The sequence below is a fragment of the Enterococcus sp. AZ071 genome (genome assembly GCF_050499065.1).
In the GTDB taxonomy this organism is placed as follows: domain Bacteria; phylum Bacillota; class Bacilli; order Lactobacillales; family Enterococcaceae; genus Enterococcus_A; species Enterococcus_A ferrettii.
Map to the genome: position 1 here is coordinate 1,019,127 of NZ_JBIPAS010000002.1, position 19,319 is coordinate 1,038,445.

General features: G+C 33.3%; 23 protein-coding genes and 1 pseudogene. 5 read left to right on the forward strand and 19 right to left on the reverse strand.

From position 1 onward, the window contains the following. Positions 1-214: 214 nt before the first annotated feature. Positions 215-421, reverse strand: coding sequence for a hypothetical protein (locus tag IGI49_RS23320; protein WP_429965244.1), 207 nt, complete (start codon positions 419-421; stop codon positions 215-217). 331 nt (positions 422-752) lie between these two features. Between IGI49_RS23320 and IGI49_RS23325 the strand changes: the two genes are divergently transcribed. Continuing rightward, entirely contained in the window at positions 753-884 is a 132-nt protein-coding gene (locus IGI49_RS23325) for a hypothetical protein (protein WP_429965243.1), read from the forward strand. 923 nt (positions 885-1,807) lie between these two features. Here IGI49_RS23325 and IGI49_RS23330 read toward each other — a convergent pair. The 8 genes from IGI49_RS23330 to IGI49_RS23365 all read right to left on the reverse strand — a co-directional run bounded on the left by IGI49_RS23330 (position 1,808) and on the right by IGI49_RS23365 (position 8,716). After that, a complete protein-coding gene (locus tag IGI49_RS23330; protein WP_429965242.1) occupies positions 1,808-2,047 on the reverse strand; it encodes a hypothetical protein in 240 nt (79 codons plus the stop codon). A gap of 166 nt (positions 2,048-2,213) precedes the next feature. After that, positions 2,214-2,522 (reverse strand): carboxymuconolactone decarboxylase family protein, encoded by a 309-nt coding sequence (locus tag IGI49_RS23335; protein WP_429965241.1) that lies wholly within the window; start codon positions 2,520-2,522, stop codon positions 2,214-2,216. 751 nt (positions 2,523-3,273) lie between these two features. Beyond that, positions 3,274-3,405, reverse strand: coding sequence for a tautomerase family protein (locus IGI49_RS23340; protein WP_429965240.1), 132 nt, complete (start codon positions 3,403-3,405; stop codon positions 3,274-3,276). Between the two features lie 1,296 nt (positions 3,406-4,701). After that, positions 4,702-5,583, reverse strand: a complete 882-nt coding sequence (locus tag IGI49_RS23345) for a hypothetical protein (protein WP_429965239.1) — start codon at positions 5,581-5,583, stop codon at positions 4,702-4,704. 180 nt (positions 5,584-5,763) lie between these two features. Further along, positions 5,764-6,666: an alpha/beta fold hydrolase gene (locus IGI49_RS23350; RefSeq protein ID WP_429965238.1), complete on the reverse strand. Its 903-nt coding sequence runs from the start codon at positions 6,664-6,666 to the stop codon at positions 5,764-5,766. 238 nt (positions 6,667-6,904) lie between these two features. Then, positions 6,905-7,213, reverse strand: coding sequence for a carboxymuconolactone decarboxylase family protein (locus tag IGI49_RS23355; RefSeq protein ID WP_429965237.1), 309 nt, complete (start codon positions 7,211-7,213; stop codon positions 6,905-6,907). 629 nt (positions 7,214-7,842) lie between these two features. Continuing rightward, a complete protein-coding gene (locus tag IGI49_RS23360; RefSeq protein ID WP_429965236.1) occupies positions 7,843-8,325 on the reverse strand; it encodes a MepB family protein in 483 nt (160 codons plus the stop codon). A gap of 169 nt (positions 8,326-8,494) precedes the next feature. Continuing rightward, positions 8,495-8,716, reverse strand: a complete 222-nt coding sequence (locus tag IGI49_RS23365; protein ID WP_429965235.1) for a hypothetical protein — start codon at positions 8,714-8,716, stop codon at positions 8,495-8,497. A 129-nt stretch (positions 8,717-8,845) separates the two neighbouring features. Between IGI49_RS23365 and IGI49_RS23370 the strand changes: the two genes are divergently transcribed. Continuing rightward, a complete protein-coding gene (locus tag IGI49_RS23370) occupies positions 8,846-9,091 on the forward strand; it encodes a hypothetical protein (protein WP_429965234.1) in 246 nt (81 codons plus the stop codon). 100 nt (positions 9,092-9,191) lie between these two features. Here the strand turns inward: IGI49_RS23370 and IGI49_RS23375 are convergent, their stop codons facing one another. From IGI49_RS23375 to IGI49_RS23400, 6 genes and pseudogenes are all read right to left on the reverse strand, one after another. Next, a complete protein-coding gene (locus tag IGI49_RS23375) occupies positions 9,192-9,455 on the reverse strand; it encodes a hypothetical protein (RefSeq protein WP_429965233.1) in 264 nt (87 codons plus the stop codon). A gap of 172 nt (positions 9,456-9,627) precedes the next feature. Continuing rightward, positions 9,628-9,873, reverse strand: coding sequence for a transcriptional regulator (locus IGI49_RS23380; RefSeq protein ID WP_429965232.1), 246 nt, complete (start codon positions 9,871-9,873; stop codon positions 9,628-9,630). Positions 9,874-9,994: 121 nt separating this feature from the next. Then, a complete protein-coding gene (locus tag IGI49_RS23385) occupies positions 9,995-10,387 on the reverse strand; it encodes a hypothetical protein (RefSeq protein ID WP_429965231.1) in 393 nt (130 codons plus the stop codon). A gap of 903 nt (positions 10,388-11,290) precedes the next feature. Continuing rightward, positions 11,291-12,439: pseudogene (locus tag IGI49_RS23390) on the reverse strand (site-specific integrase). 57 nt (positions 12,440-12,496) lie between these two features. Further along, the gene (locus IGI49_RS23395; protein WP_429965230.1) at positions 12,497-12,868 is read right to left on the reverse strand and encodes a zinc finger Ran-binding domain-containing protein; all 372 of its coding nucleotides are present in this window, start codon (positions 12,866-12,868) and stop codon (positions 12,497-12,499) included. 775 nt (positions 12,869-13,643) lie between these two features. Next, positions 13,644-14,027, reverse strand: a complete 384-nt coding sequence (locus IGI49_RS23400) for a helix-turn-helix domain-containing protein (RefSeq protein WP_429965229.1) — start codon at positions 14,025-14,027, stop codon at positions 13,644-13,646. Between the two features lie 448 nt (positions 14,028-14,475). Here IGI49_RS23400 and IGI49_RS23405 point away from each other — a divergent pair, with 448 nt between their 5' ends. Next, positions 14,476-14,616 carry a hypothetical protein gene (locus IGI49_RS23405; protein ID WP_429965228.1) on the forward strand — a complete coding sequence of 47 codons (141 nt, stop codon included), beginning with the start codon at positions 14,476-14,478 and terminating at the stop codon, positions 14,614-14,616. Positions 14,617-14,857: 241 nt separating this feature from the next. Then, positions 14,858-15,118 (forward strand): hypothetical protein, encoded by a 261-nt coding sequence (locus IGI49_RS23410; protein WP_429965227.1) that lies wholly within the window; start codon positions 14,858-14,860, stop codon positions 15,116-15,118. A gap of 459 nt (positions 15,119-15,577) precedes the next feature. On the opposite strand, the gene IGI49_RS23415 is transcribed toward IGI49_RS23410, so the two are convergent. From IGI49_RS23415 to IGI49_RS23430, 4 genes are all read right to left on the reverse strand, one after another. After that, positions 15,578-16,261: a class I SAM-dependent methyltransferase gene (locus IGI49_RS23415; RefSeq protein WP_429965226.1), complete on the reverse strand. Its 684-nt coding sequence runs from the start codon at positions 16,259-16,261 to the stop codon at positions 15,578-15,580. Between the two features lie 150 nt (positions 16,262-16,411). After that, positions 16,412-17,224, reverse strand: coding sequence for an ankyrin repeat domain-containing protein (locus IGI49_RS23420; RefSeq protein ID WP_429965225.1), 813 nt, complete (start codon positions 17,222-17,224; stop codon positions 16,412-16,414). A 143-nt stretch (positions 17,225-17,367) separates the two neighbouring features. Then, entirely contained in the window at positions 17,368-17,748 is a 381-nt protein-coding gene (locus tag IGI49_RS23425) for a DUF1801 domain-containing protein (RefSeq protein ID WP_429965224.1), read from the reverse strand. A 120-nt stretch (positions 17,749-17,868) separates the two neighbouring features. Then, complete coding sequence (locus IGI49_RS23430) at positions 17,869-18,294, reverse strand: hypothetical protein (RefSeq protein WP_429965223.1); 426 nt, start codon at positions 18,292-18,294, stop codon at positions 17,869-17,871. A 263-nt stretch (positions 18,295-18,557) separates the two neighbouring features. On the opposite strand from IGI49_RS23430, the gene IGI49_RS23435 reads away from it, so the two are divergent. Continuing rightward, a complete protein-coding gene (locus IGI49_RS23435) occupies positions 18,558-19,241 on the forward strand; it encodes a hypothetical protein (RefSeq protein WP_429965222.1) in 684 nt (227 codons plus the stop codon). Positions 19,242-19,319: the final 78 nt, after the last annotated feature.

Genomic DNA, 19,319 nt, shown 5'->3' on the forward strand with positions numbered 1-19,319 from the left:
AACGATAAACGATTATAAGCTGTTTCCCAGTGAGTAGTTGCTAGCTGAGTTAAGCTCAAAACTAATTTGTAAGAGGTTGAACAAAGCTATTATTAACTATTTTTTTGACTAGTTAGTCGAGTTAATAGCAAGATGAAAGCTGGTAATGGAAGATAGTACAAAAAAAGCCATCTATATTCATAGATGGAACTACGGATAACTTGCTAAATTTAAGTCAAATATTTTTCTGATGTTTTCGTTCATGCAACAAGATCGTAATCATTAAGACAACGCCTATCGCCAAAAGTGATACTCCAGCAAGAGCAACATAAAAACTAACTACACCAGATAAATCTAATAATTGTGTGAAGCTACAAAGAAATGACAATCCAATGCCTGCATAAAAAATATAGTTTCTCAATTTTCCATACTTTTTTTCCATTTTTCTCCTCCTTTAGTCATGCATTTCGTTCTGTATTTTCAGTATAGTTAATAAATTAAAAAAGAATTGATTTCGTCACGAAAGGTTAAAATACTGTCCTGAATGACACAAATAGCAAATATATTTACGACCGAAAGAACAGAAAGAGAAAAAAAGTAGAGCATAAGGCTACTTTTTGGAAGAGTTTTTATTTGAAGCAACGGCGCAAGAAATAGCTACAGCAACACAGGTGATTAATATGAGTTTCATGGTTGAATGCTCCTCTGCAGTGTTTTTCATGAGTATACCACAATACTATTAGAGCAGTAATCTAACCAAAGAAAAGCAAAGAGTGAAGCTATACAATTATCAGTTGATGGTCGATTATTGTGACAAGGAACTTGAAGTGGGTGCTTTTAATACTAAAGAAGAAATCGAAGAATCCATCGATGTTACTGAAGGGATATTAAGGAAAATTAATTGACTACATGGAGCCAATTAATATGAAGATGTACAAGCAGAAAACAATTACTAAAATTACTGATATAGCGGATATAAACATTAATAGTCTATTCTTTTTAATTATACCAACTAGTAGGAAAGAAATACTACTAACGAAAAAAATCAGTAATAAGGATGATATGCCCATAATATACCCTCATTTCATTTGATATAGGTAATGATAACAGGAAAGAAACTAAGGATGCTGCAAGAGAAAAACGCGAAAGAAAAAATTAATAATGAAACCAATAGGTAGGGTTAAACATATGCTATTAACCACCAGAAGTATAGCCTATAGGAAATTTTTAATGTTCGCTTTTTATTGGAGTTAGTCCATATTTATTTAACAATAATAGATAAAGAAAACTAACCAATGTTCCTAAAATCCCATAATATGCGTCAATAATATCAGGAGTGTTCAAGAAGGTGATTAATGTCTCACATAGTAAATTTCCTATCACAAATACGATACCTAGAAATACGATGGAGCGGAATTTTATCCCTTGTATTAACCATATAAAACCAATTACAAGGTAAGACATTAAGCTCAATGAGAAGTTTGATATATGAGAAGTGACGCACGCGTTAATAATTACAAAATTAGTTGATTGACTATACCATCTGCCAACAGTAAGTCCAAGTCCTAGAAAGATTAGTACTAAATACACGACTAAAAAAGATTTACGAATCTGAAATTTGTTATTAGTTGTGGGCATAATTGCGTTATTCTCCTCAATTTTTAATATGTTGACATTATATAAGAGCCTATAAAAGATGGCAAGATGAGTACCAAAAGAATTAATCCACTAACTCAGCAAATGGAAGATAGTATGGAAAAAGATCCAATGATTGGAACTATCAAATAGAAAAAAATGGAGTTCACTTAGGCAGTCTCCATTGCGAAAATTATTTTGTTTTCTTTTTCCAATCAAAACTAACACCAATTTTTTTAAAGTGACATATAGCGGAAATCCATCCGTAGACAGTAAGACAGGCTAACATGTAAAAACTAGATTCTCCAAAGCCAATAAAGGCGGAGACAATTAACGCTACAGTAATTGTCAATAATAAAGAGATAATATAAGTAGTTGTAGCACTTATCTTTTCTAGTAATTCGTTGACAGCACTCTTTTTTTCATCAATCATTTTTTCCTCCTCATATATAGAATTATTATAAGTATTTGAGCAGGGAATTGGAAGTTAAAAAATATAAAATGTTTTGATGGAATAAAAAAGATAGGTTACTTAACGACCGAAAGTAAGGAGTAAAAAACTCTTAACCAAAATAAATAGTTAAGAGATTCCGGGATGATTAATTATTGTCATATGCTTCAATAGCTATTGGCAAGGAATTGAGAACTTCGTTACCTACCGCTGGAAGTCCAACTAAAATAGCGCTAACTACTTCCTTTTTAGTAGCTCCTGCTTTTTTTGCCAACATTACGTGAAAAGCAACACCACTGGTTTTCCCTGTTGCTGAAAGGACTGCAAGGTAAGCTAAATGATTTGTTTTCTCTTCTAAAGAGCTGACCTCTCCCCAAGTTTGAACTAGCTGAGCGAATGCTTGCTGATTTTCTGGTGCTTCTTTTGCAAAAGTTTCGAAAGAGTTGCTTAGTTTCATTAGTATTCCTCCATTTTTAGTTGCAGATATATTTATAAAATTTTAGTTCTTATTAGAAATAAAGTCAATTAGTCCTCGATCGATTTGGGAGAAAGGAACAAAAGAATGAATGATAGTCACGATCAACTTCTAAGGATGAGATAAAAATACAAGATTCTAAAAAAGTCAGTTAACCAAGGGGTGGGGTTATACAATTATCAGTTGTTGGTCGTTTATAGTGACAAGGAACTTGAAGTGGTAACTTTTGATACTAAAGAAGAAGTCGAAGAATCCATCGAGACTACTGAAGGGATATTAAGGAAAATTAATTGACTACATGGAGCCAATCATTATGAAAATGTACAAGCAAAAAACAATTACTAAAATTACTGATATAGATGATATAAACATTAATAGTCTATTCTTTTTGATTATACCAACTACTAGGAAAGAAATACTACTAACGAAAAAAATCAGTAATAAGGATGATATGCCCATAATATACCCTCATTTCATTTGATATAGGTAATGATAACAGGAAAGAAACTAAGGATGCTACAAGAGAAAAACGCGAAAGAAAAATTTAATAATGAAACTAATAGGTAGGGTTAAACATATTCTATTAACCACCAGTTTAACAGAAAAAAGACCTAAAAAAGGTCTACAGGTTAGGATTAGAGTTCACTAAGATATAAGTGGGTACTCACTTATTATAGTTAGCTTTAATCTCTCCAATTGTTTTTCTACCAATTCCGAAATTTGAATCATCCAATTATTTGATAGTTATTGAGAAAAAATCTTTTGGAACACGCATAATTTGCGAAGAAACATCTGTTAGTTGTTTGATTAATTCTTCTTTTTGTTCTTTTGATAATTTTACGCTTTCAATTGTGATATAGGGCATACCAGATTCTCCTTAGTAGATTAAGATGGCATAGGTATAGTTCAAAATAAGACAATAATCAATGCCATTAACTTAGCAAATGGAAGATAGTATGGAGAAAATTATTGTAGAGCATAGAAATTGGAAAAAGCAAACAATATATGACCTATTGAAAATAGTATCAATGGAAGTAGAGCAATGTACAGTCTATTTTTAATTATATAACAGCCAAAAATTAAAAACGGAGTGGCTGATAGCAAAAAAACAAAGATAAAATGTGAGCTATCGGCATAATAGGCGAACCATGAACCATAATAGCAAGTAATACTAAAAATCATTACAGCGTTTAGAATCAATTTCAAATGTGAGACTCTATTATCAGTGCTTTTGACTGTACAAATTATTGCAATCAAAACAAATTGAAATACCGATGTTAACGTATCTAGTTTAGGAGTTACTGACGTCATTCTCAAAATATCATTTTGAGCAGGGTAATAAGCCCAAATGATATTTGGGATCATAACACAAACGAAAAGAAGTGTACCGGTTAAAGAAAAAGAAAGTTTATATTTATTCATTTAGGCTCCTTGAGAAATTTTTTAGGCTAATTATAGCAATGTTTCATAGTTTGAAGCAATAGCATATTCTTTGTTTTTTAACGACCAAGGTAGTGGGATGATTATGTCCTATAAAAAAGATAAATCGCAAGAAGTAAAAAAAATAAAGCCGCTAGAAATAAAATGTTACTAGTCTTTTTTTTCTGAATAATAGCGAATTCAGGAGAAAATATATTATCCTTAAATGTATTTCTGGAAAGGGCTCCCAGCCATTTGCAACGTTTAAATTGAACACCAAAGATAACGCAAAATAAAGCAAAGAATGAGAAAAATAGTGAACCAAAGTATTTCACGATAATCACCTCTTTAAAAAAAATTATAGTAAATTATTGAAATAAAGTCAGTTAACCAAGGGAAGGAAGGAATAAGTAGGTGTTCAGATGGAAAATCTAAAGGATTTTTGGATACGCATGGTGTACTAATCAGAAATGACGATTCAATAATCGTTTACGAGAAGAAATGCACTGTTTATTTTTGTATTTATTATAAATTGTGGTGTTTTTCGGATGGTAGTTTTCAAGAAGGTTACTTTTAAGGTAGAGCTAAAGCTATAGAATAGCCAACTAACTATCAGTCTAATAGAAAAAATGTGTAAAAAATCACTAACTTGAAAATAAGTACTTGAGTTCTCGAAAAAGGGTCCGACCCATCGAAACAAAAAAATGATGGTTGGCTAGGAACGTATATTTATCTAGTAATTTTATTCTCCGAATTCAAAATCTCCATTATTAGCTTCAATAACAGTTCCATCAGAATATACTTTTACAAAGCCAAGTGTACCTGAACCACCATCTTGTTTCATACTGACACTGGTGGCTTTTAGTTTTCGAAAATCTCCATGATTGTCAACTGATGCTCCGAAATCAGCATATACAACATCAGAATTTGGATAACTCTCTTGCACAATCTTTTTAGCCTCTTCATAATTTGGAGCTTTTCTATTACTTGTTGGTTCAAATTCAATAACCTGATATTGATCCAAGCCTAAACCAGGTTGAAAAGCTAGAGCAATATTACCGTTATTCATGTAATAAGCATATACTCTTGTGTCGTTTCCATTGAAAGGGTAAAAAAAATCTTCGGTTGCAGCATTAGTTATATTTGAGAGTTTTAGTTCAGTCTCTATCTGGACTTCTTTTACGGTAGAGTGTTCGTTCACCTTTAATGACTTTGTTGCAATATCCATAGGTGTAAGAGTAGCAAATTGGGTTTCCGGGAAATTTGGTGTGTCATAGGAAACTTTGATTTCACCATCAGTCATAGGAGTAAGACTAAATTCAAGAGTACCATAAGTACCAATGCACGTAGCGATTCTGTCAAAATTAACCGCATAAGAAGAGGTGTTACTTTGTAAACTATTCTCAGAAGACACTTGCAGATCTTTTTCTTGTGAAACACTATTATTTGTATCAATTCGAACAGAAGTGTTTTCAGATTCAGTTTTATTTGTTTCATCATTGTATTGACCCAAAAAAACTAATGAGAAGAAGCCTATTAGAACAAGTATTAATATAACCAATAGAACAATAATCAATTTTAATTTGGAGTTTTTCTTAACCATTTGGTTTTGGTTTCTTTGCATAGGTGAACACCTCGAAAAAAAGTATTTATCTAATTGTACTTTACTGTTTAAATTAAAGTAAATTGATTCGTAATTATATCACTAACTCAGCAAATGGAAGATAGTACAGATTAAACTTTCCTTTGACTAAATTGAAAAGTAAGTAATCGAAGGAAGTCCATGATAGCCGTTTGAGGGATACTATTCGCATAAATCAATCACAAGCCTGTTAAATTTATTTGATTCTTCCCATTGTGGGAAATGTCCCGATTTCTCGAACCAAATCAATGAGGTAGAACTTTTAACCTTTGTTAAATACTCTTCAACCAATTTTGAAGAAACATGGTAGTCATGTCTACCTTCAAAAAAATACATTGGGATAGGATAGCTATAAATAGATTCAAAATTAATTTCCATCAATTCTTTCCAAAAACACTGAATTGATTGGTTAGAACCTTTTACACGAAATAAGAGATCTTTAATTGAATATGACTTTGAAAGAATAAAAGGAATTATTAATTTAGAGTAGTTAGTTTCATTAAACAACGAACCTCCATGTTTAACAATGGACTTTGTTATGTACAAACTATCTTTTATTAATGAATCTACGTTAGTGTAATCTAACTCTATTTCTTTCACTCCTTTTGCATTCAAAAATGACTGTTGTAGGCCAATATTTTTTTTCATGTTAACTACTTGGCCAATTCCAATGTATTTCGTAAATAGTTCAGGATATTTCTGAATCAATTTAATTGCCAAAACAGATCCCCAGGAATGACCAATTAAAATAATTTTCTTTTGGTTAAAGCGTTCGAGGATATATTTAATGAATAAATAGATATCTGTAACAATATCATCAATAAGTAATTTTTTTTGATTTTCAAATTTGTAATATGATAAACCTGCTCCACGTTGTTCCAAATTTATAAAATTGAATCTTTTTTCCAATTCAGAATTGAATTTTTGAGTTAGGGGTATACAACTATCCCCAGGGCCACCATGCAAGTATAAGAGTATTGGTTTCTTAGAATCTTGATTTTTGTTTACCGAAAAAAACAAATCTACTCCATTAATATTTTGTTTTTCCACAGTTGAGTGTCTCATTAATTTAGACTCCTTATCCTTAAAGGTTTTTCTAATTGTATCAAATGCATTATTTAAATAGAAGCACTTTCTAGTACCATTAAATCATTTGGCTAAAAATGAGAAAGTACAAGATTATCGATTGAAATTAAGAATTACATTAAAGGAAGACTTTAAGTCCATTTTTGTCTACTAATGAATGAAAGTAAGGAGTAAAAAACTCTTAACCAAAATAAATAGTTAAGAGATTCTGGGATGATTAATTATTGTCATATGCTTCAATAGCCATTGGCAAGGAATTGAGAACTTCGTTACCTACCGCTGGAAGTCCAACTAAAATAGCGCTAACTACTTCCTTTTTAGTAGCTCCTGCTTTTTTTGCCAACATTACGTGAAAAGCAACACCACTGGTTTTCCCTGTTGCAGAAAGGACTGCAAGGTAAGCTAAATGATTTGTTTTCTCTTCTAAAGAGCTGACCTCTCCCCAAGTTTGAACTAGCTGAGCGAATGCTTGCTGATTTTCTGGTGCTTCTTTTGCAAAAGTTTCGAAAGAGTTGCTTAGTTTCATCAGTATTCCTCCATTTTTAATTGCAGATATATTTATAAAATTTTAGTTCTTATTAGAAATAAAGTCAATTAGTCCTCGATCGATTTGGGAGAAAGGAACAAAAGAATCAATAATAGACACGATCAATTTCTAAGGATGAAATAAAAATACAAGACTTAAAAAAAGTCAGTTAATCAAGGGGTGAAGCTATACAATTATCAGTTAATGGTCGTTTATGCTGACAAGGAAATTGAAGTGAGTACTTTTGATGCTAAAGAAGAAGTCGAAGAATCCATCAATACTACTGAAGGGATATTAAGGAAAATTAATTGACTACATGGAGCCAATCAATATGAAGATGTACAAGCAGAAAACAATTACTAAAATTACTGATATAGATGATATCAACATTAATGGTCTATTCTTTTTGATTATACCAACTAGTAGGAAAGAAATACTACTAACGAAAAAAATCAGTAATAAGGATGATATGCCCATAATATACTCTCATTTCATTTGATATAGGTAATGATAATAGGAAAGAAACTAAGGATGTTTTGAGAGAAAAAAGCGAAATAAAAATTTAATAATGAAACCAATAGGTAGCGTTAAACATGTTCTATTAACCATCAGTAATATGTAGGAAACCTTTACTCATAGTAAAAAGCAGATATTTTTTCAATGTCTGTACTAGCTGAAGTGTCGATAAAAAATTCAGTTTGCCATTTTTTTGTAGTGAATGCAGTTTTATTTAAGTCTTGCTCCCAAATGGGATAAACACGGATTGACATCTTTCCTTTTGAATTTGGTCCTTTCAGTATCCCATTTTTTAATAATATGTCTTTAGGAAAAACGAATTGACCGGATCGCTGCCCATCAAGGATCACGATAATAAGTTTTTCAGGACTATCGAAATATGAGAAAGGTTGATTTTTCCCTTCGGAATCTTTTTCCCAAAAAGCAACAAAATACCCTTTCTTTTTTGGAGTTGATTTGGCCAAACGACTACGAAATGAAACACTATTCATAGAAAAAATAGTGCCTTCATAATCCTGATTTTGATTTTCTGATTGAAGGTTTTCGATCGGGAATTTGTTTAATAGTTTATGCAAATAGCTTAAGGATGTATTCAATAATTTTTCTCCTGCCTAAGGATAGCATTGATTATAACACATACATGATTTTTTATTAATTCGATTAACTCAGCAAATGGAAGAAAGTATGGACTAGAAACTCCTGTAAATGGGGCAATTCAGTAGAAAAACGGAGCTAATTCAGTTAGCCCCGTTTGTAAAAAATATTCTACTTGTTCTTCCAATTTATTCGGATATCTGCTCTCTTAAACTGAACAATAGTATTGATCCATCCAAGGCCAGTTACAAAAGCAAACATTAAGAAGCTTGAATCCTCCATAGCATTTTTCGAAAAAGAGAAGATTACTCCTACTGTATTTAGCATTAGCACGCTAAAAAGTACAACAAATATTGTTTGAAACTGTTTTAACAACTTTTTCTCGTCTGACAACTATACTCCTCCTTTATTTATCATTATTATAACTATTCAGTTAAGTATAGGACATTAAGCAGTTGGATTCAATCGAATAAAAATATAAAAGTTCCAGTAACGACCGATGAAGTAGAAAGGAAAAAAGACATGCAGAATCTAATTGAAGATTTTAACAGGAACGGACGTCATATAGAGATTGATACAATTGATCAAATTTCCAATGGCTACGAGGATTTAGTAAAAAGAGGGATTTATCCAAAGTATATTTATACTTTTCTATTGATAAGCGATGATGGAAACCCATTGGATGCTATTTCTGTTAATGATTTTAGTGAAAATTCTATTCAAGACGTTAGAACGAGCTTTAGAAAAGCAATTGAAAAGTTTTCTTAACAAGACCGAAAGAAGATATAGAAAAAACCATCTACAATTAGTAAATGGTTTAAAAATCATGATTATTGAATTAGAGATGTATTGTAAGCTTCAAAAGGGATTATTGTTTTTTATTTGGCGTTAAGTATTGAAGTGATATCATACAAATACCAAAAACGGCTGAACTAAGTATTAATGAAAATAGTGTATTTAATAAGTGACCGTTAACTAGAGCTTGGGGATTCCCTAAGGTGTTTATAGTTACAATAATCAAACTAGAAGCTAACAATGCACTTTTTATGGACTTGATGTACCCTTTTTCCAAAAAGTATTGCATCAATCCACTAACACCAGTTGCTAAGAATAAAATATATAAAACGTCCATGTAAAACACTCCTCTGTCTTTGATAATCTAATCATAGCATTGGGACTAAAAATGTGATACTTACAGCCTGCACACTCAACTTACAATATTGTAAGTTGAGAAATTATTTGACGCTCAAGAGTGGAAATTTGGGAAATAGGTTCCACTAGCGAAAGATAGCATGGAATCAAGATCATAGAGAACGGAGAAAGTCTTGATAATCCATTTCATATCTCAGTAATAGGATTATGACCTCCTCATAGTTTTTATTAGACATGGATACAAAAGCTATAAGTAATTGTATCGGTAATTTATTTACCATTCTATTACTAGATTTCCATGAAGAGAGTGATTGTTGAGAAATACCAGTAGCTTTTGAGAAAGCGTAAGGGGTCATATCTAAATTAGTTTTAATAAATCGATGAACAGGGTAATCCATTACAATGCCTCCTATTTGTTACAAAAGTATAAGGGAGATATTCTCAGAAGTCTACTAACGACCGAGATAGAGGAAGGATAGTTGAAGTAAAGATCATGATTATTTGACCGCAATCTGTCAGTTAAGTATACAATAGCCTATGATCAAAAGTTAAACCTAGATGTAAATAAGAACGGTCATTGGCATGGATTAGTGATTCTTTGCTTAAATAAAGTGCAATGGCAGCACACAGATACTTGTAGTTTCTATTTCTACTAATTTTTTTATTGTAACCATAAATACCTTGAAGAAAATCGAAATGTAATTTTAGTTGATCTATTGTATCCAAATCTTCAATACAATTAATGTCTCGCTGGTTCGGAACATTATCTGTGTGGAAAACCATTGATCCAATTACATTTCCGATTAAGAAGAAAAATCCTTCTCTGCTATCTGCTCGGAAATTTTGTGGGTTTGCTATCAATCTTGTTTGTAAATCTTTATAAAGACATATGGAATGCTCATTGGTATTCATAGTTGTCTCCTTTATTTTGCTAAGTACTACTATAAAGGGTTACGTAAAGTAAAGGTCAACAAAAATGAATAAGTATATTAACCAAGGAAAGTATGGAGGAGAGTTATTTATGGAATTCAAAGTAAACAAAAGGGTTTTAACAGATGAATTTGTTCCAAAGAAGGGTGACATTTTAATATTTAATAATCAGCTATATTTACTAGGAGTCTCACAGTTCCACACTGGATAACGAAAAATTCAATACGGCTATGTGTACTCATGAATGGTGTTGCCACAGCGAGTGGCTGGAAGTACACGCTGTAAGAGGCCTATTCTGATTTACCTGAAGAAGCAAGAAAATTTGGACAGACATATTTTTCAGAAGAGAACGTGAATATCATCGTGGATTGGATTGACTAATTACAGCACGTTAACCACGCCAATTATGTAAGAAAAAATCAAAAAGATTGAACTTGTCAAATTTCAATAAATAAGTCGAAAAAAAGAATCTGCGTGCGCAGATTCTTACGGAATAGTCTTCTTTTGCAGATTCAACAAGGGAGTGAACATCGTCAATGTTCAATAAAATTCCTGCATCAAGAAAACTATCTGCGAAATGTCGGAATTCTATATCACTCCATTGATGGCTATGGTTGGTTCTAACATTATTCAAAACTTAGCGATTATAGACTTTAAATCTATGAATTAGAGATGTAAATTCTGATCTTTCGTCCAAAATTTCAATATTGTCTTTTAGAAATACCTCAGCGTCACAATAAAGCCTATGAGCTTCAGTTAGATAGGCCAATGCACAATTAAGGTCAGATGATTTTCTTATCAAATCGTCATCAATTTCAGTTAGGAAGTGGCAACATGCTTATATATCAGCACTTCGAGCTATATTTACCACAAATTTACCACAGTTTATAAATTATCAATCAATTTCCCCATAATATCAGCAGTTCCTTTTTCTTCTTCTTTTAGTACGTCGCTATACACATCCAAAGTAATATTGATATTTTTGTGTCCCAAGCGATTAGATACATATTTGATGTTTGATCCAGCTTCGATTAGAAAAGTAGCATAAGTGTGTCTTAACCCATGGATGCTTATGTTAGGTACTCCAGCTTCTTCACATAGCAGCCGAAACATATAAGTGATCTTGGATTGCTGTATTGGTAAATCTCAGGAATTTAAGATAAAATAATCTTCGTCTTTAAGTATACGACCTTTTCTAAGTTGATTTTCTTTTTCGTAAGACTTCTAATTTTTAATAAAAAAAAACAGCGAATCATCAAAATAAAATTTACGTATACTTGTTTTTGTTTTCGTTTTATTATCCCTGTAATCTCTTCTTGTAGAATTGATATTAAACTATTTTTCAGTTAGATCAATATCTTTCCACCGAAGCCCCATTAGTTCGCCTTTCCTCATTCCAGATTTTAATAATGCTAAAAATATAGATTGAGTTCGGATTTCTTTTCTTCTATAACCATTGTAAATTGTTGTAGTTGTTCTTTTGTAAATGAACGAGTGTTATTGCTAGAATCAAATTTGAAGCCATTGAGAGAATTACCAGGCAGTATCTGATTATTTACAGCAGCGTTGATCATTCTCATTACAATTTTATGCCATGCTTGAATAGTGGATTCTTTATATCTATTTTCCTGTCTCAATTTATCAATGAATTCTCGTTTATATGTGATCTTGTTTAACGAAGATAGTTTCTGATTTCCAATTAGTGGAGAAATATGAAACTCAATAGCGAATTCAATTTTTTGTTTTGTTGATATGCTCCAGTTGTCTTGTACGTAAGGTATCCATATCTTTATCCATTCGTCAATGGTGACTTCCTTGTTTTCAATAAAAGAAGTGTTTTGCTTTTCCAACTCATATTGAATTTTCAAAAGGGCTTTATAAGCAGCTCGTTCAGTTTCAAACCTACGCTTACTAGCTTCTTTCCGATGTTTTAATGAGTTATAAAAAGGGATACCGATATCCCAAAAACTCGCTTTTTTTATTATAGTAAGAAAAAACATGTTTGTATTTTTTTGACCAATTCAGATTTGCCATATTTCTACGTCCTTACGAATATATGTTCTTAAATAGAGAAAAAGAAAAGCCTAAAGACTAATCTTTTTTAGCACCGCAACTAGAACACTCATTCCGTTCTGGCGAATTTGTGTTCATACAAAAAGAGCATTTCCATTCAGTTTTGTTTAATGTTGTGCGCGAATCCTGTATTTCTCTCTGTTGATTTTCAACCATCAGTTTTCTCTTTTCAAGTTCAAGTCTGCGTTCTTCCGCTGCAATATTTTTTTCCTCCTGAATTTCTTGCTCTTTTTGTATTTTTAAAGCACGTTTTTCAGGGTAAATTTTGAAATACCAATATGCAGCTGCTATTAATATTACAGGAATTCCTATATACCAGTATTCAATTACTAATCCAATTGCTAAAAAAACAATGAAAATAGTTCCGCAACCGATTTTTTTCTTTTTCATTTTAAAAATTCTCCTTTTTGATATAATGTGCTTTTTAAGGTCTCGAAAAAAGGGGCATTAGTACAAAGCCGTGTTCGTAGCGTGGCTTTTTAAATCGCGTTTTCAAAATCGTGAATGATCTGCTTTGCATAAATTGAGTGTGCACCAGTTAATACCATTCGGAATTGAGAACGGTCTCCAGTATTCTGAAATGTTTTCACTGCCTTCATCGTTGTTAAAGAACTCGTATTACAACTGTATTTAGCAAAGTCCATTAAGCGATTGTGCAAAGATGATTTACTCATTAATCATTCGTCAGCAATCAAATGAAAAGATTTATTGATAGCCATGTAATTGACTAACATGATGTCAGGCAGCATTAGGACACCTGCTGAACCATTCGCTAACTTTTCTATTTTCAATTGGTGTTCATTGTAAAAAGAAGGCTTATTATCCACATTGAAAAATTGCTGACTTTTTTTTGCATGTTCGTATCAAAGATGCAATGTGCTATTTCATGGCAAGAGCTGAAATGTATTCGTCTTTTGTAAACGTGTGGGTTTAGGAAGAAGCATATACTTTTTTTACTCCTAACTGTGCCCCCTAGGAAAAATTCTTCGTCAATCGTAGGAATACCCGATACTACTTTGATTCTATTCTCTTTTACATAAGAAGATACAAAACTTCGAAAAAATACTGTTTAGGTTCTATATTATTTTTCCTCAAAAATTGATTTACCAATAAATTTGTTAACACTAAGCGATCCCGCTTTTGGTTTTCCAACTAACAACACTTCCTACTTATCATGATCCTCATCTAATTCTTTCAATGTCTTTGAAACGAAGCTCATTAGGTCCTTAACTTGTTTTCTATAAAGATCACGCTTCTCAGGAGTGACTTCCTTTTCACCTTTGCGGAACATCATTAAAAGTTCTTGCTCATATTCATCTTCAGAGTCGACTTTTGCATTATTAAGCGTATTAGGATTGTTGGTACGTCCCAGTAAATAGTCGACAGAAACGTCAAAATAATTAGCTACTTTCTCCAACGATTCAGCTTTTGGACTGCTAGTCTTCCATGAATAAAACGCGTGTCGACTAAGTCCTAATTCCTCAGCAATAACTTTTAGACTTTTACCTTGTTTTTTTGAAAGTGTAGAAACTCTCTCGAATAAAGTCATAAAGGCTCCTCCTAGTTACGCTTTCAACAATATTACAAAAAAATCAACACAAATGCTTTTTGTGTAGAAAGTTTCGTAATAAACTGAGTGTGTAAGTTAGTTTGACAGAAAAAAATCAAGTTAAAAAGTCCCTTAAATAGCACTAGTTTGGCGACCGGATGCAATAAAATGGAGTGTTGTAATCTTATTTCAGTATGCCTAAATAGTATAAAACTTTCTACATAATGTCAACAGGAATTTAAATTTTCTGTCGAATTACCTTACTAATTATAAAAAAAGAAGGTTGAGAGATTATACCAGATGTTAATCCAGACAGGAGAAAAGTAAAGGAGTATATAAAGAATAACGATATTTCCATTAAAGATAAAAGGTACTGGCAAGCAGATAAGGAAATAAAAATTTGTAACGACATCATGGATCATTGGGATTAAGTAAAAAAGGAACTAGAATGAAACGAAGAATAAACATTGCTGGAGCATTTGTATTAATCGTAATAGCAATCGGGTTGACCTATCTAAACTTAATGTACGGTTTTATCTACTTAGGTACCTTAGGGTTGGATCAGATCGTAAATGTGATGCTCATATAAAGGCGTGAAGGGCGAGTCATTGAAAATTGAACGAAAAGAAATATTGAGAATTGGAAGAATCTGTACTGACCGCTGGTGGAAATATAATAAGGCCACAATCTTATCTAAGCAGCATATAGCAGTAATGAAAAAAACGACTTCCACCGCCAAGTAGTAAGTCGCAAATAAAATAGAATTTTCTAAACTATAGTACAGGAGGGATAAAATGTCAGACACAATCGAGAACCCCTAAAAGAATCTGATGACTAAGCTTGTCGATATTACGTCAACAATTGATCGGATTCCAAAGAATGGACACAATGATTTTCACCATTATGATTACGCACTAGAAAGCGATATTAAGGATGTAGCGAAAAAAGAAATGACTGAGAGAGGTCTTCAAATGATCCCAAACGAATTGAGTAGAACTATTACCCAAATTTCAGCGAAAAACGAGAGCCAGCAATTAGTAAGTTTAGAAGTTGAATATACAATTTTTGATGCTAAAGCGGCGAATCAGTGAAAATGAAAGGTTACGGTGACGGACAAGACTCAGGGGATAAAGCAGTCTATGAGGCTAAAACAGGAGCTTTAAAGTGCGCATTGACGAGTTTATTCATGAGTGATGATACCGAAAGACCATTACAGCCTCCTACATCAATTGATAAGGACCAATATAAAGTTATCGTTAATACCCTTCAAAATATCCCCACCTTTTGATTTCACTATAGAACAAACGATTTCAAAAAGATAGGTCATTTTCTATAAATAAGAGATTGAAAGAGAAACGAACGGGGAAAATTAGTAAGGTCACTTTGATAGTTTATAAAGAAAATCAAAGGGAGGCTCGGCGGATGCCAATTAGGTAGCTGATTGACACAGAGTGTACTATTGAACGATCATTAGGAACCCCTTAAAAAGCTGCGTGCTAGTTGATTGAACGACAAAAAAGAGCGATTAGCATAATCGCTCAGCATTGAAACTATTTTACGGCCATATAAACGCCATAATTATAGCTTTTGTACAAACAATCAATCTCAGTAAATCCGGCATCATTCAATAAGATAAAGTGATCAAACAAAGAAGCAGGCCGATCTTCTGAATGATAATTTTTTAACCACGTTTCTTCGACTTCTTCTTTTGAGGCGCTCTTAAGCATAAAGTTTTTCCAGTTGTTAAGGTATTTTTGTTGAATGAAATCATTTGCACCTAGCAAAACATCAATATTGAGAAAGGTACCTGTAGGAGACAACGCATTGAAAATTTTTTTATAAAAGTCGGATTTTTCCTCATTAGATTCAATATGATGCAGGGCCAAGGAGCTAACAATTAGATCGTAAGATTTATCGAACTCAAAGGAGTAAAAATCACTTTGAATAAATTCAGCAGTACTCCCTAATTTTTGTTCAGCAATTGTTAACATGTTGCTGGAAATATCGACACAGGTCGCTGAAGAATTGGGAAATTTATCCTTAATTCGTTTTGCTAAAGTTCCCGTTCCAGTGCCCAAATCAATAAAGGAGAAGGTATCTTCTGGCGTGTACGGAATAAATTCTAGTAAGATAGTGCACATTTGATTATAGTCTGGAATTAATTTTGTAATAATCGAATCAAACTCTGACGCTTCACTTTCAAAGTGATTTAGTACATCCTTCATTCTGCTCATAGAAAAACTCCCTTTGTAGTATTCTTCAATAAAAATATGCTGCTGCTTGAAGAGTATTATACATGAAATTTTGAGCCTTTAGTACAATACCAACGATTTAAATGACTGCGAACGCCTGAGATAACCACAAAAAATAATTTTTCTAATAGACTACTTGATTGCTTCTTGAAGCATTCTAGCCATATTGCCATAACCTAATTGATTGGCATAATCGAGGGCAGATTTCCCATAGTTGTCTACGAGGGTTGGATCGGCACCGTTTCTTAATAATTCAGCTACAATATCTTGGTAAACCTGTGATCCATCGCGTAATGCTACGGCCTCAATCAGGGCTGTATAGCCATAATTATTTTGGTGATTGATAGCTGCTCGTTTGTCGGCTAAAAGAATTTTTACGTTTTCTAGATGGCCTTTTTCCGCAGCTGGAATCAGTGCATTTCCGCCGAATCGGTTAGTGATGGATTGGTTAGGCGTTGCATGAGCAAGCATATAAGCTAGAATTTCTGTTCTTCCTTCTGCTCCAGCATAGAGGTAAGGGCTGTCTTGTATTCCATCCTGTTTGTTAATATCGGCACCTGAATCAATTAAAGCTTTGGCAATAGCTACTTGATTATTGTGAACAGCGATCAATAAGGAGGTCTCAGATTTTTCATTCATCTCATCAATCGGATAATTGGAAGAGCTGAGAATGTCATTTGTTTTATCAAGATTGTTAGCCGAAACAGCTTCAATCAGGCTTCCTGAAGGGGAGTTCATCGCTGTATCCTCCTTTGATTGGGTGGTAGAAACCGTGTCTTCTTTCTGTTGGGTCGAAGCTTCAACAGTAGTCATTTCCGCTGTAGACACAGTAGTGGTGTCAGTTGATTTACTCTTCTGAGAGTGGGACTGACAGCCGCTTAAAAAAAGAAGCAGGGCGAATATTGTAAGCATTAATTTCCAAGTAGTCAACTGCAAGTATTTCATCGCATGTTCTCCTCTCTGTTTTTTTACGTATTATAGCATTGATGAGAGGATTCAACTGCTGAAATGACTTTTGTTAAATGGGAAAGATCAGTGCCAAATTCTGTCCGATTCCAGCTTTATAAAGAGCTGAATAATACTAAAAATTAGAGTCGCTTGTTACGAGCATGATAGTTTAACGCCATATCAATGCAAACTTGTAATTCTGAAGCGGGAAGTGGAGAGTCAACAGAGACTATTACTGCTCGATTCCCCGAAAAAGAAAGGCGATCGGGAAACAAATTTTTCCAGGTCTCGATTAAGGTAGTTTGACAGTGAACAAATAGAGCAATCTCATTGTCCGAAAATTTAGCTATACGGATTGGCGTGCCATCTTCAGAAACGATTGAAAGCTGTCCCCATTTAGAGCTTTCACTTATCGTTTTTTTCTGTTCCTTTGCAACAGTCCAAATCAAATTTTGAAGTTCTTCAAGTTTGCTGATCAGCTCTTCAGAATAGGTTGGGTAAAATTCTTGAATGGTTATCATGGTTCGCCTCCTGGATATTTTTATTATTTGAGATTTTAAGCATTAGTATTTTCTAATTCCATTGATAAAACGATTCATTTGTTTGATTCGATATCAACAGTGAGTAGAAAGACACACTGTTTATCTGATAATGAGATTTAGAAAGGGCATGGCTAGAAAGATTGGCAGAACCCCCTTCAATAGGAAATCAATGACAAGCGGCAATTGATCAGAATCAATTTGAGCTCTTACAGTGCCTAATCCTTTCGTCGTATTAATATCAAATATCTTTTCTTGATTGGAATAGCTTCCACATTGAGGACACCTGAATTGGTAAAAAGTAGTTCTGCTTCGTGGTGTGGATTTTTTTGTTACAACAGCACCTTTGACCAGCTTCTTTGTTTCTGGTCCTGTCAGGGTATAGGACTGATTGCAGGTACTGCATTTGAATGTGTGTGTAGTGTCTTGTGAATAAGCTTGTCTGTTTATTTTTATAAATAGATTAATCACCCGGTAAAAAAAGTTGACAGCTAAGAGCAAGAATACAAAAATTCCAATATAAAACATGATAATCTCCTTTAAATCTGATGGATAAATTTTAACACAGTAAGGGAGAATAAGGAGCAGAAAAACCAAAAGTTTCTATGATAAAAAAGAAGTAGGCAGATGATAAAGTAATTTTAGCGGGTTCGCAGGGTAAGTAGGGAAATTCACGAGCTGTCAAAATTAATGTCTAGGCCGCCAAGATTGCTATTTTCATAGGATTGATAGCGTTTTTTCAAAATGGTAAAATAGATCTAGCTAAACGTACACAATAAAGAGGTGATAGCATGATGCCAAATCACAGAAGACCCACAAAGCGAAATCGAAATGCCGGAACTAAAAAATCAGGATTTAAGCGGCAGAATCCGTTTAATATACCTGCTGAAAACCGGCTGTCTTTTTATGAAAACCTCAACCTTCAAGCAACTGTTCAGAAAAAGATAAATGGTAAGAGAGTTACATTTTTGGTGGAAAAATTAAGTAGTGGTTACAGCTATGCTTGCACGGTTGACGACCTTTGCAGAGTGTTAACTTATTGTCCTGTCGAGGATTTGACAGGGCTTAGTTTGTTTATTTTACGTCAGCCTAAGAAAAAGGAAACGATTCTGTCTCCTTGTTGGGGGAGATTTGTTTATGAATTTAACTATCAGGGAACAGTGCAACCAGCAATCATTATTGAAGCGGTGAATCCTGCGAAAGAAATAGTTTTAAAAGTAAGTGATGTTTCACTGTTTTTCCAAAGGGAGTTGGATCAGCTGGGCAAGGAAGGACACGAGATTCGGCGGATAGGCAAAAAGGTTATGGTAAAAAGCAGCTTGCAGTCCGTGAGAAGCACACAATTGTATCGGACGGTGTTGCATGAAGTAGGGCATCATGTTCAAACTAAGCGAACAGTGGGTAGTTATTTGGAAAAAGAAGTATTTGCCGACAATCATGCGAGGCAGATAAGAGCTTTAATTCCTGATGAGTGAAGAAACAATTAAGAATAGCAGATGCTTATTATTTGTAAAAGTTGGCTTGCAAGCAAGGTCTATTCAGGATAAGATTTT

Bases quoted from the DNA above. Each gene is read 5' to 3' on its own strand.
- IGI49_RS23320 (WP_429965244.1), bottom strand. From the start codon at position 421: ATGGAAAAAAAGTATGGAAAATTGAGAAACTATATTTTTTATGCAGGC.
- IGI49_RS23330 (WP_429965242.1), bottom strand. From the start codon at position 2,047: ATGATTGATGAAAAAAAGAGTGCTGTCAACGAATTACTAGAAAAGATA.
- IGI49_RS23335 (WP_429965241.1), bottom strand. From the start codon at position 2,522: ATGAAACTAAGCAACTCTTTCGAAACTTTTGCAAAAGAAGCACCAGAA.
- IGI49_RS23340 (WP_429965240.1), bottom strand. From the start codon at position 3,405: ATGCCCTATATCACAATTGAAAGCGTAAAATTATCAAAAGAACAAAAA.
- IGI49_RS23345 (WP_429965239.1), bottom strand. From the start codon at position 5,583: ATGCAAAGAAACCAAAACCAAATGGTTAAGAAAAACTCCAAATTAAAA.
- IGI49_RS23350 (WP_429965238.1), bottom strand. From the start codon at position 6,666: ATGAGACACTCAACTGTGGAAAAACAAAATATTAATGGAGTAGATTTG.
- IGI49_RS23355 (WP_429965237.1), bottom strand. From the start codon at position 7,213: ATGAAACTAAGCAACTCTTTCGAAACTTTTGCAAAAGAAGCACCAGAA.
- IGI49_RS23370 (WP_429965234.1), top strand. From the start codon at position 8,846: ATGCAGAATCTAATTGAAGATTTTAACAGGAACGGACGTCATATAGAG.
- IGI49_RS23375 (WP_429965233.1), bottom strand. From the start codon at position 9,455: ATGGACGTTTTATATATTTTATTCTTAGCAACTGGTGTTAGTGGATTG.
- IGI49_RS23380 (WP_429965232.1), bottom strand. From the start codon at position 9,873: ATGGATTACCCTGTTCATCGATTTATTAAAACTAATTTAGATATGACC.
- IGI49_RS23385 (WP_429965231.1), bottom strand. From the start codon at position 10,387: ATGAATACCAATGAGCATTCCATATGTCTTTATAAAGATTTACAAACA.
- IGI49_RS23395 (WP_429965230.1), bottom strand. From the start codon at position 12,868: ATGAAAAAGAAAAAAATCGGTTGCGGAACTATTTTCATTGTTTTTTTA.
- IGI49_RS23400 (WP_429965229.1), bottom strand. From the start codon at position 14,027: ATGACTTTATTCGAGAGAGTTTCTACACTTTCAAAAAAACAAGGTAAA.
- IGI49_RS23405 (WP_429965228.1), top strand. From the start codon at position 14,476: ATGAAACGAAGAATAAACATTGCTGGAGCATTTGTATTAATCGTAATA.
- IGI49_RS23410 (WP_429965227.1), top strand. From the start codon at position 14,858: ATGACTAAGCTTGTCGATATTACGTCAACAATTGATCGGATTCCAAAG.
- IGI49_RS23415 (WP_429965226.1), bottom strand. From the start codon at position 16,261: ATGAGCAGAATGAAGGATGTACTAAATCACTTTGAAAGTGAAGCGTCA.
- IGI49_RS23420 (WP_429965225.1), bottom strand. From the start codon at position 17,224: ATGAAATACTTGCAGTTGACTACTTGGAAATTAATGCTTACAATATTC.
- IGI49_RS23425 (WP_429965224.1), bottom strand. From the start codon at position 17,748: ATGATAACCATTCAAGAATTTTACCCAACCTATTCTGAAGAGCTGATC.
- IGI49_RS23430 (WP_429965223.1), bottom strand. From the start codon at position 18,294: ATGTTTTATATTGGAATTTTTGTATTCTTGCTCTTAGCTGTCAACTTT.
- IGI49_RS23435 (WP_429965222.1), top strand. From the start codon at position 18,558: ATGATGCCAAATCACAGAAGACCCACAAAGCGAAATCGAAATGCCGGA.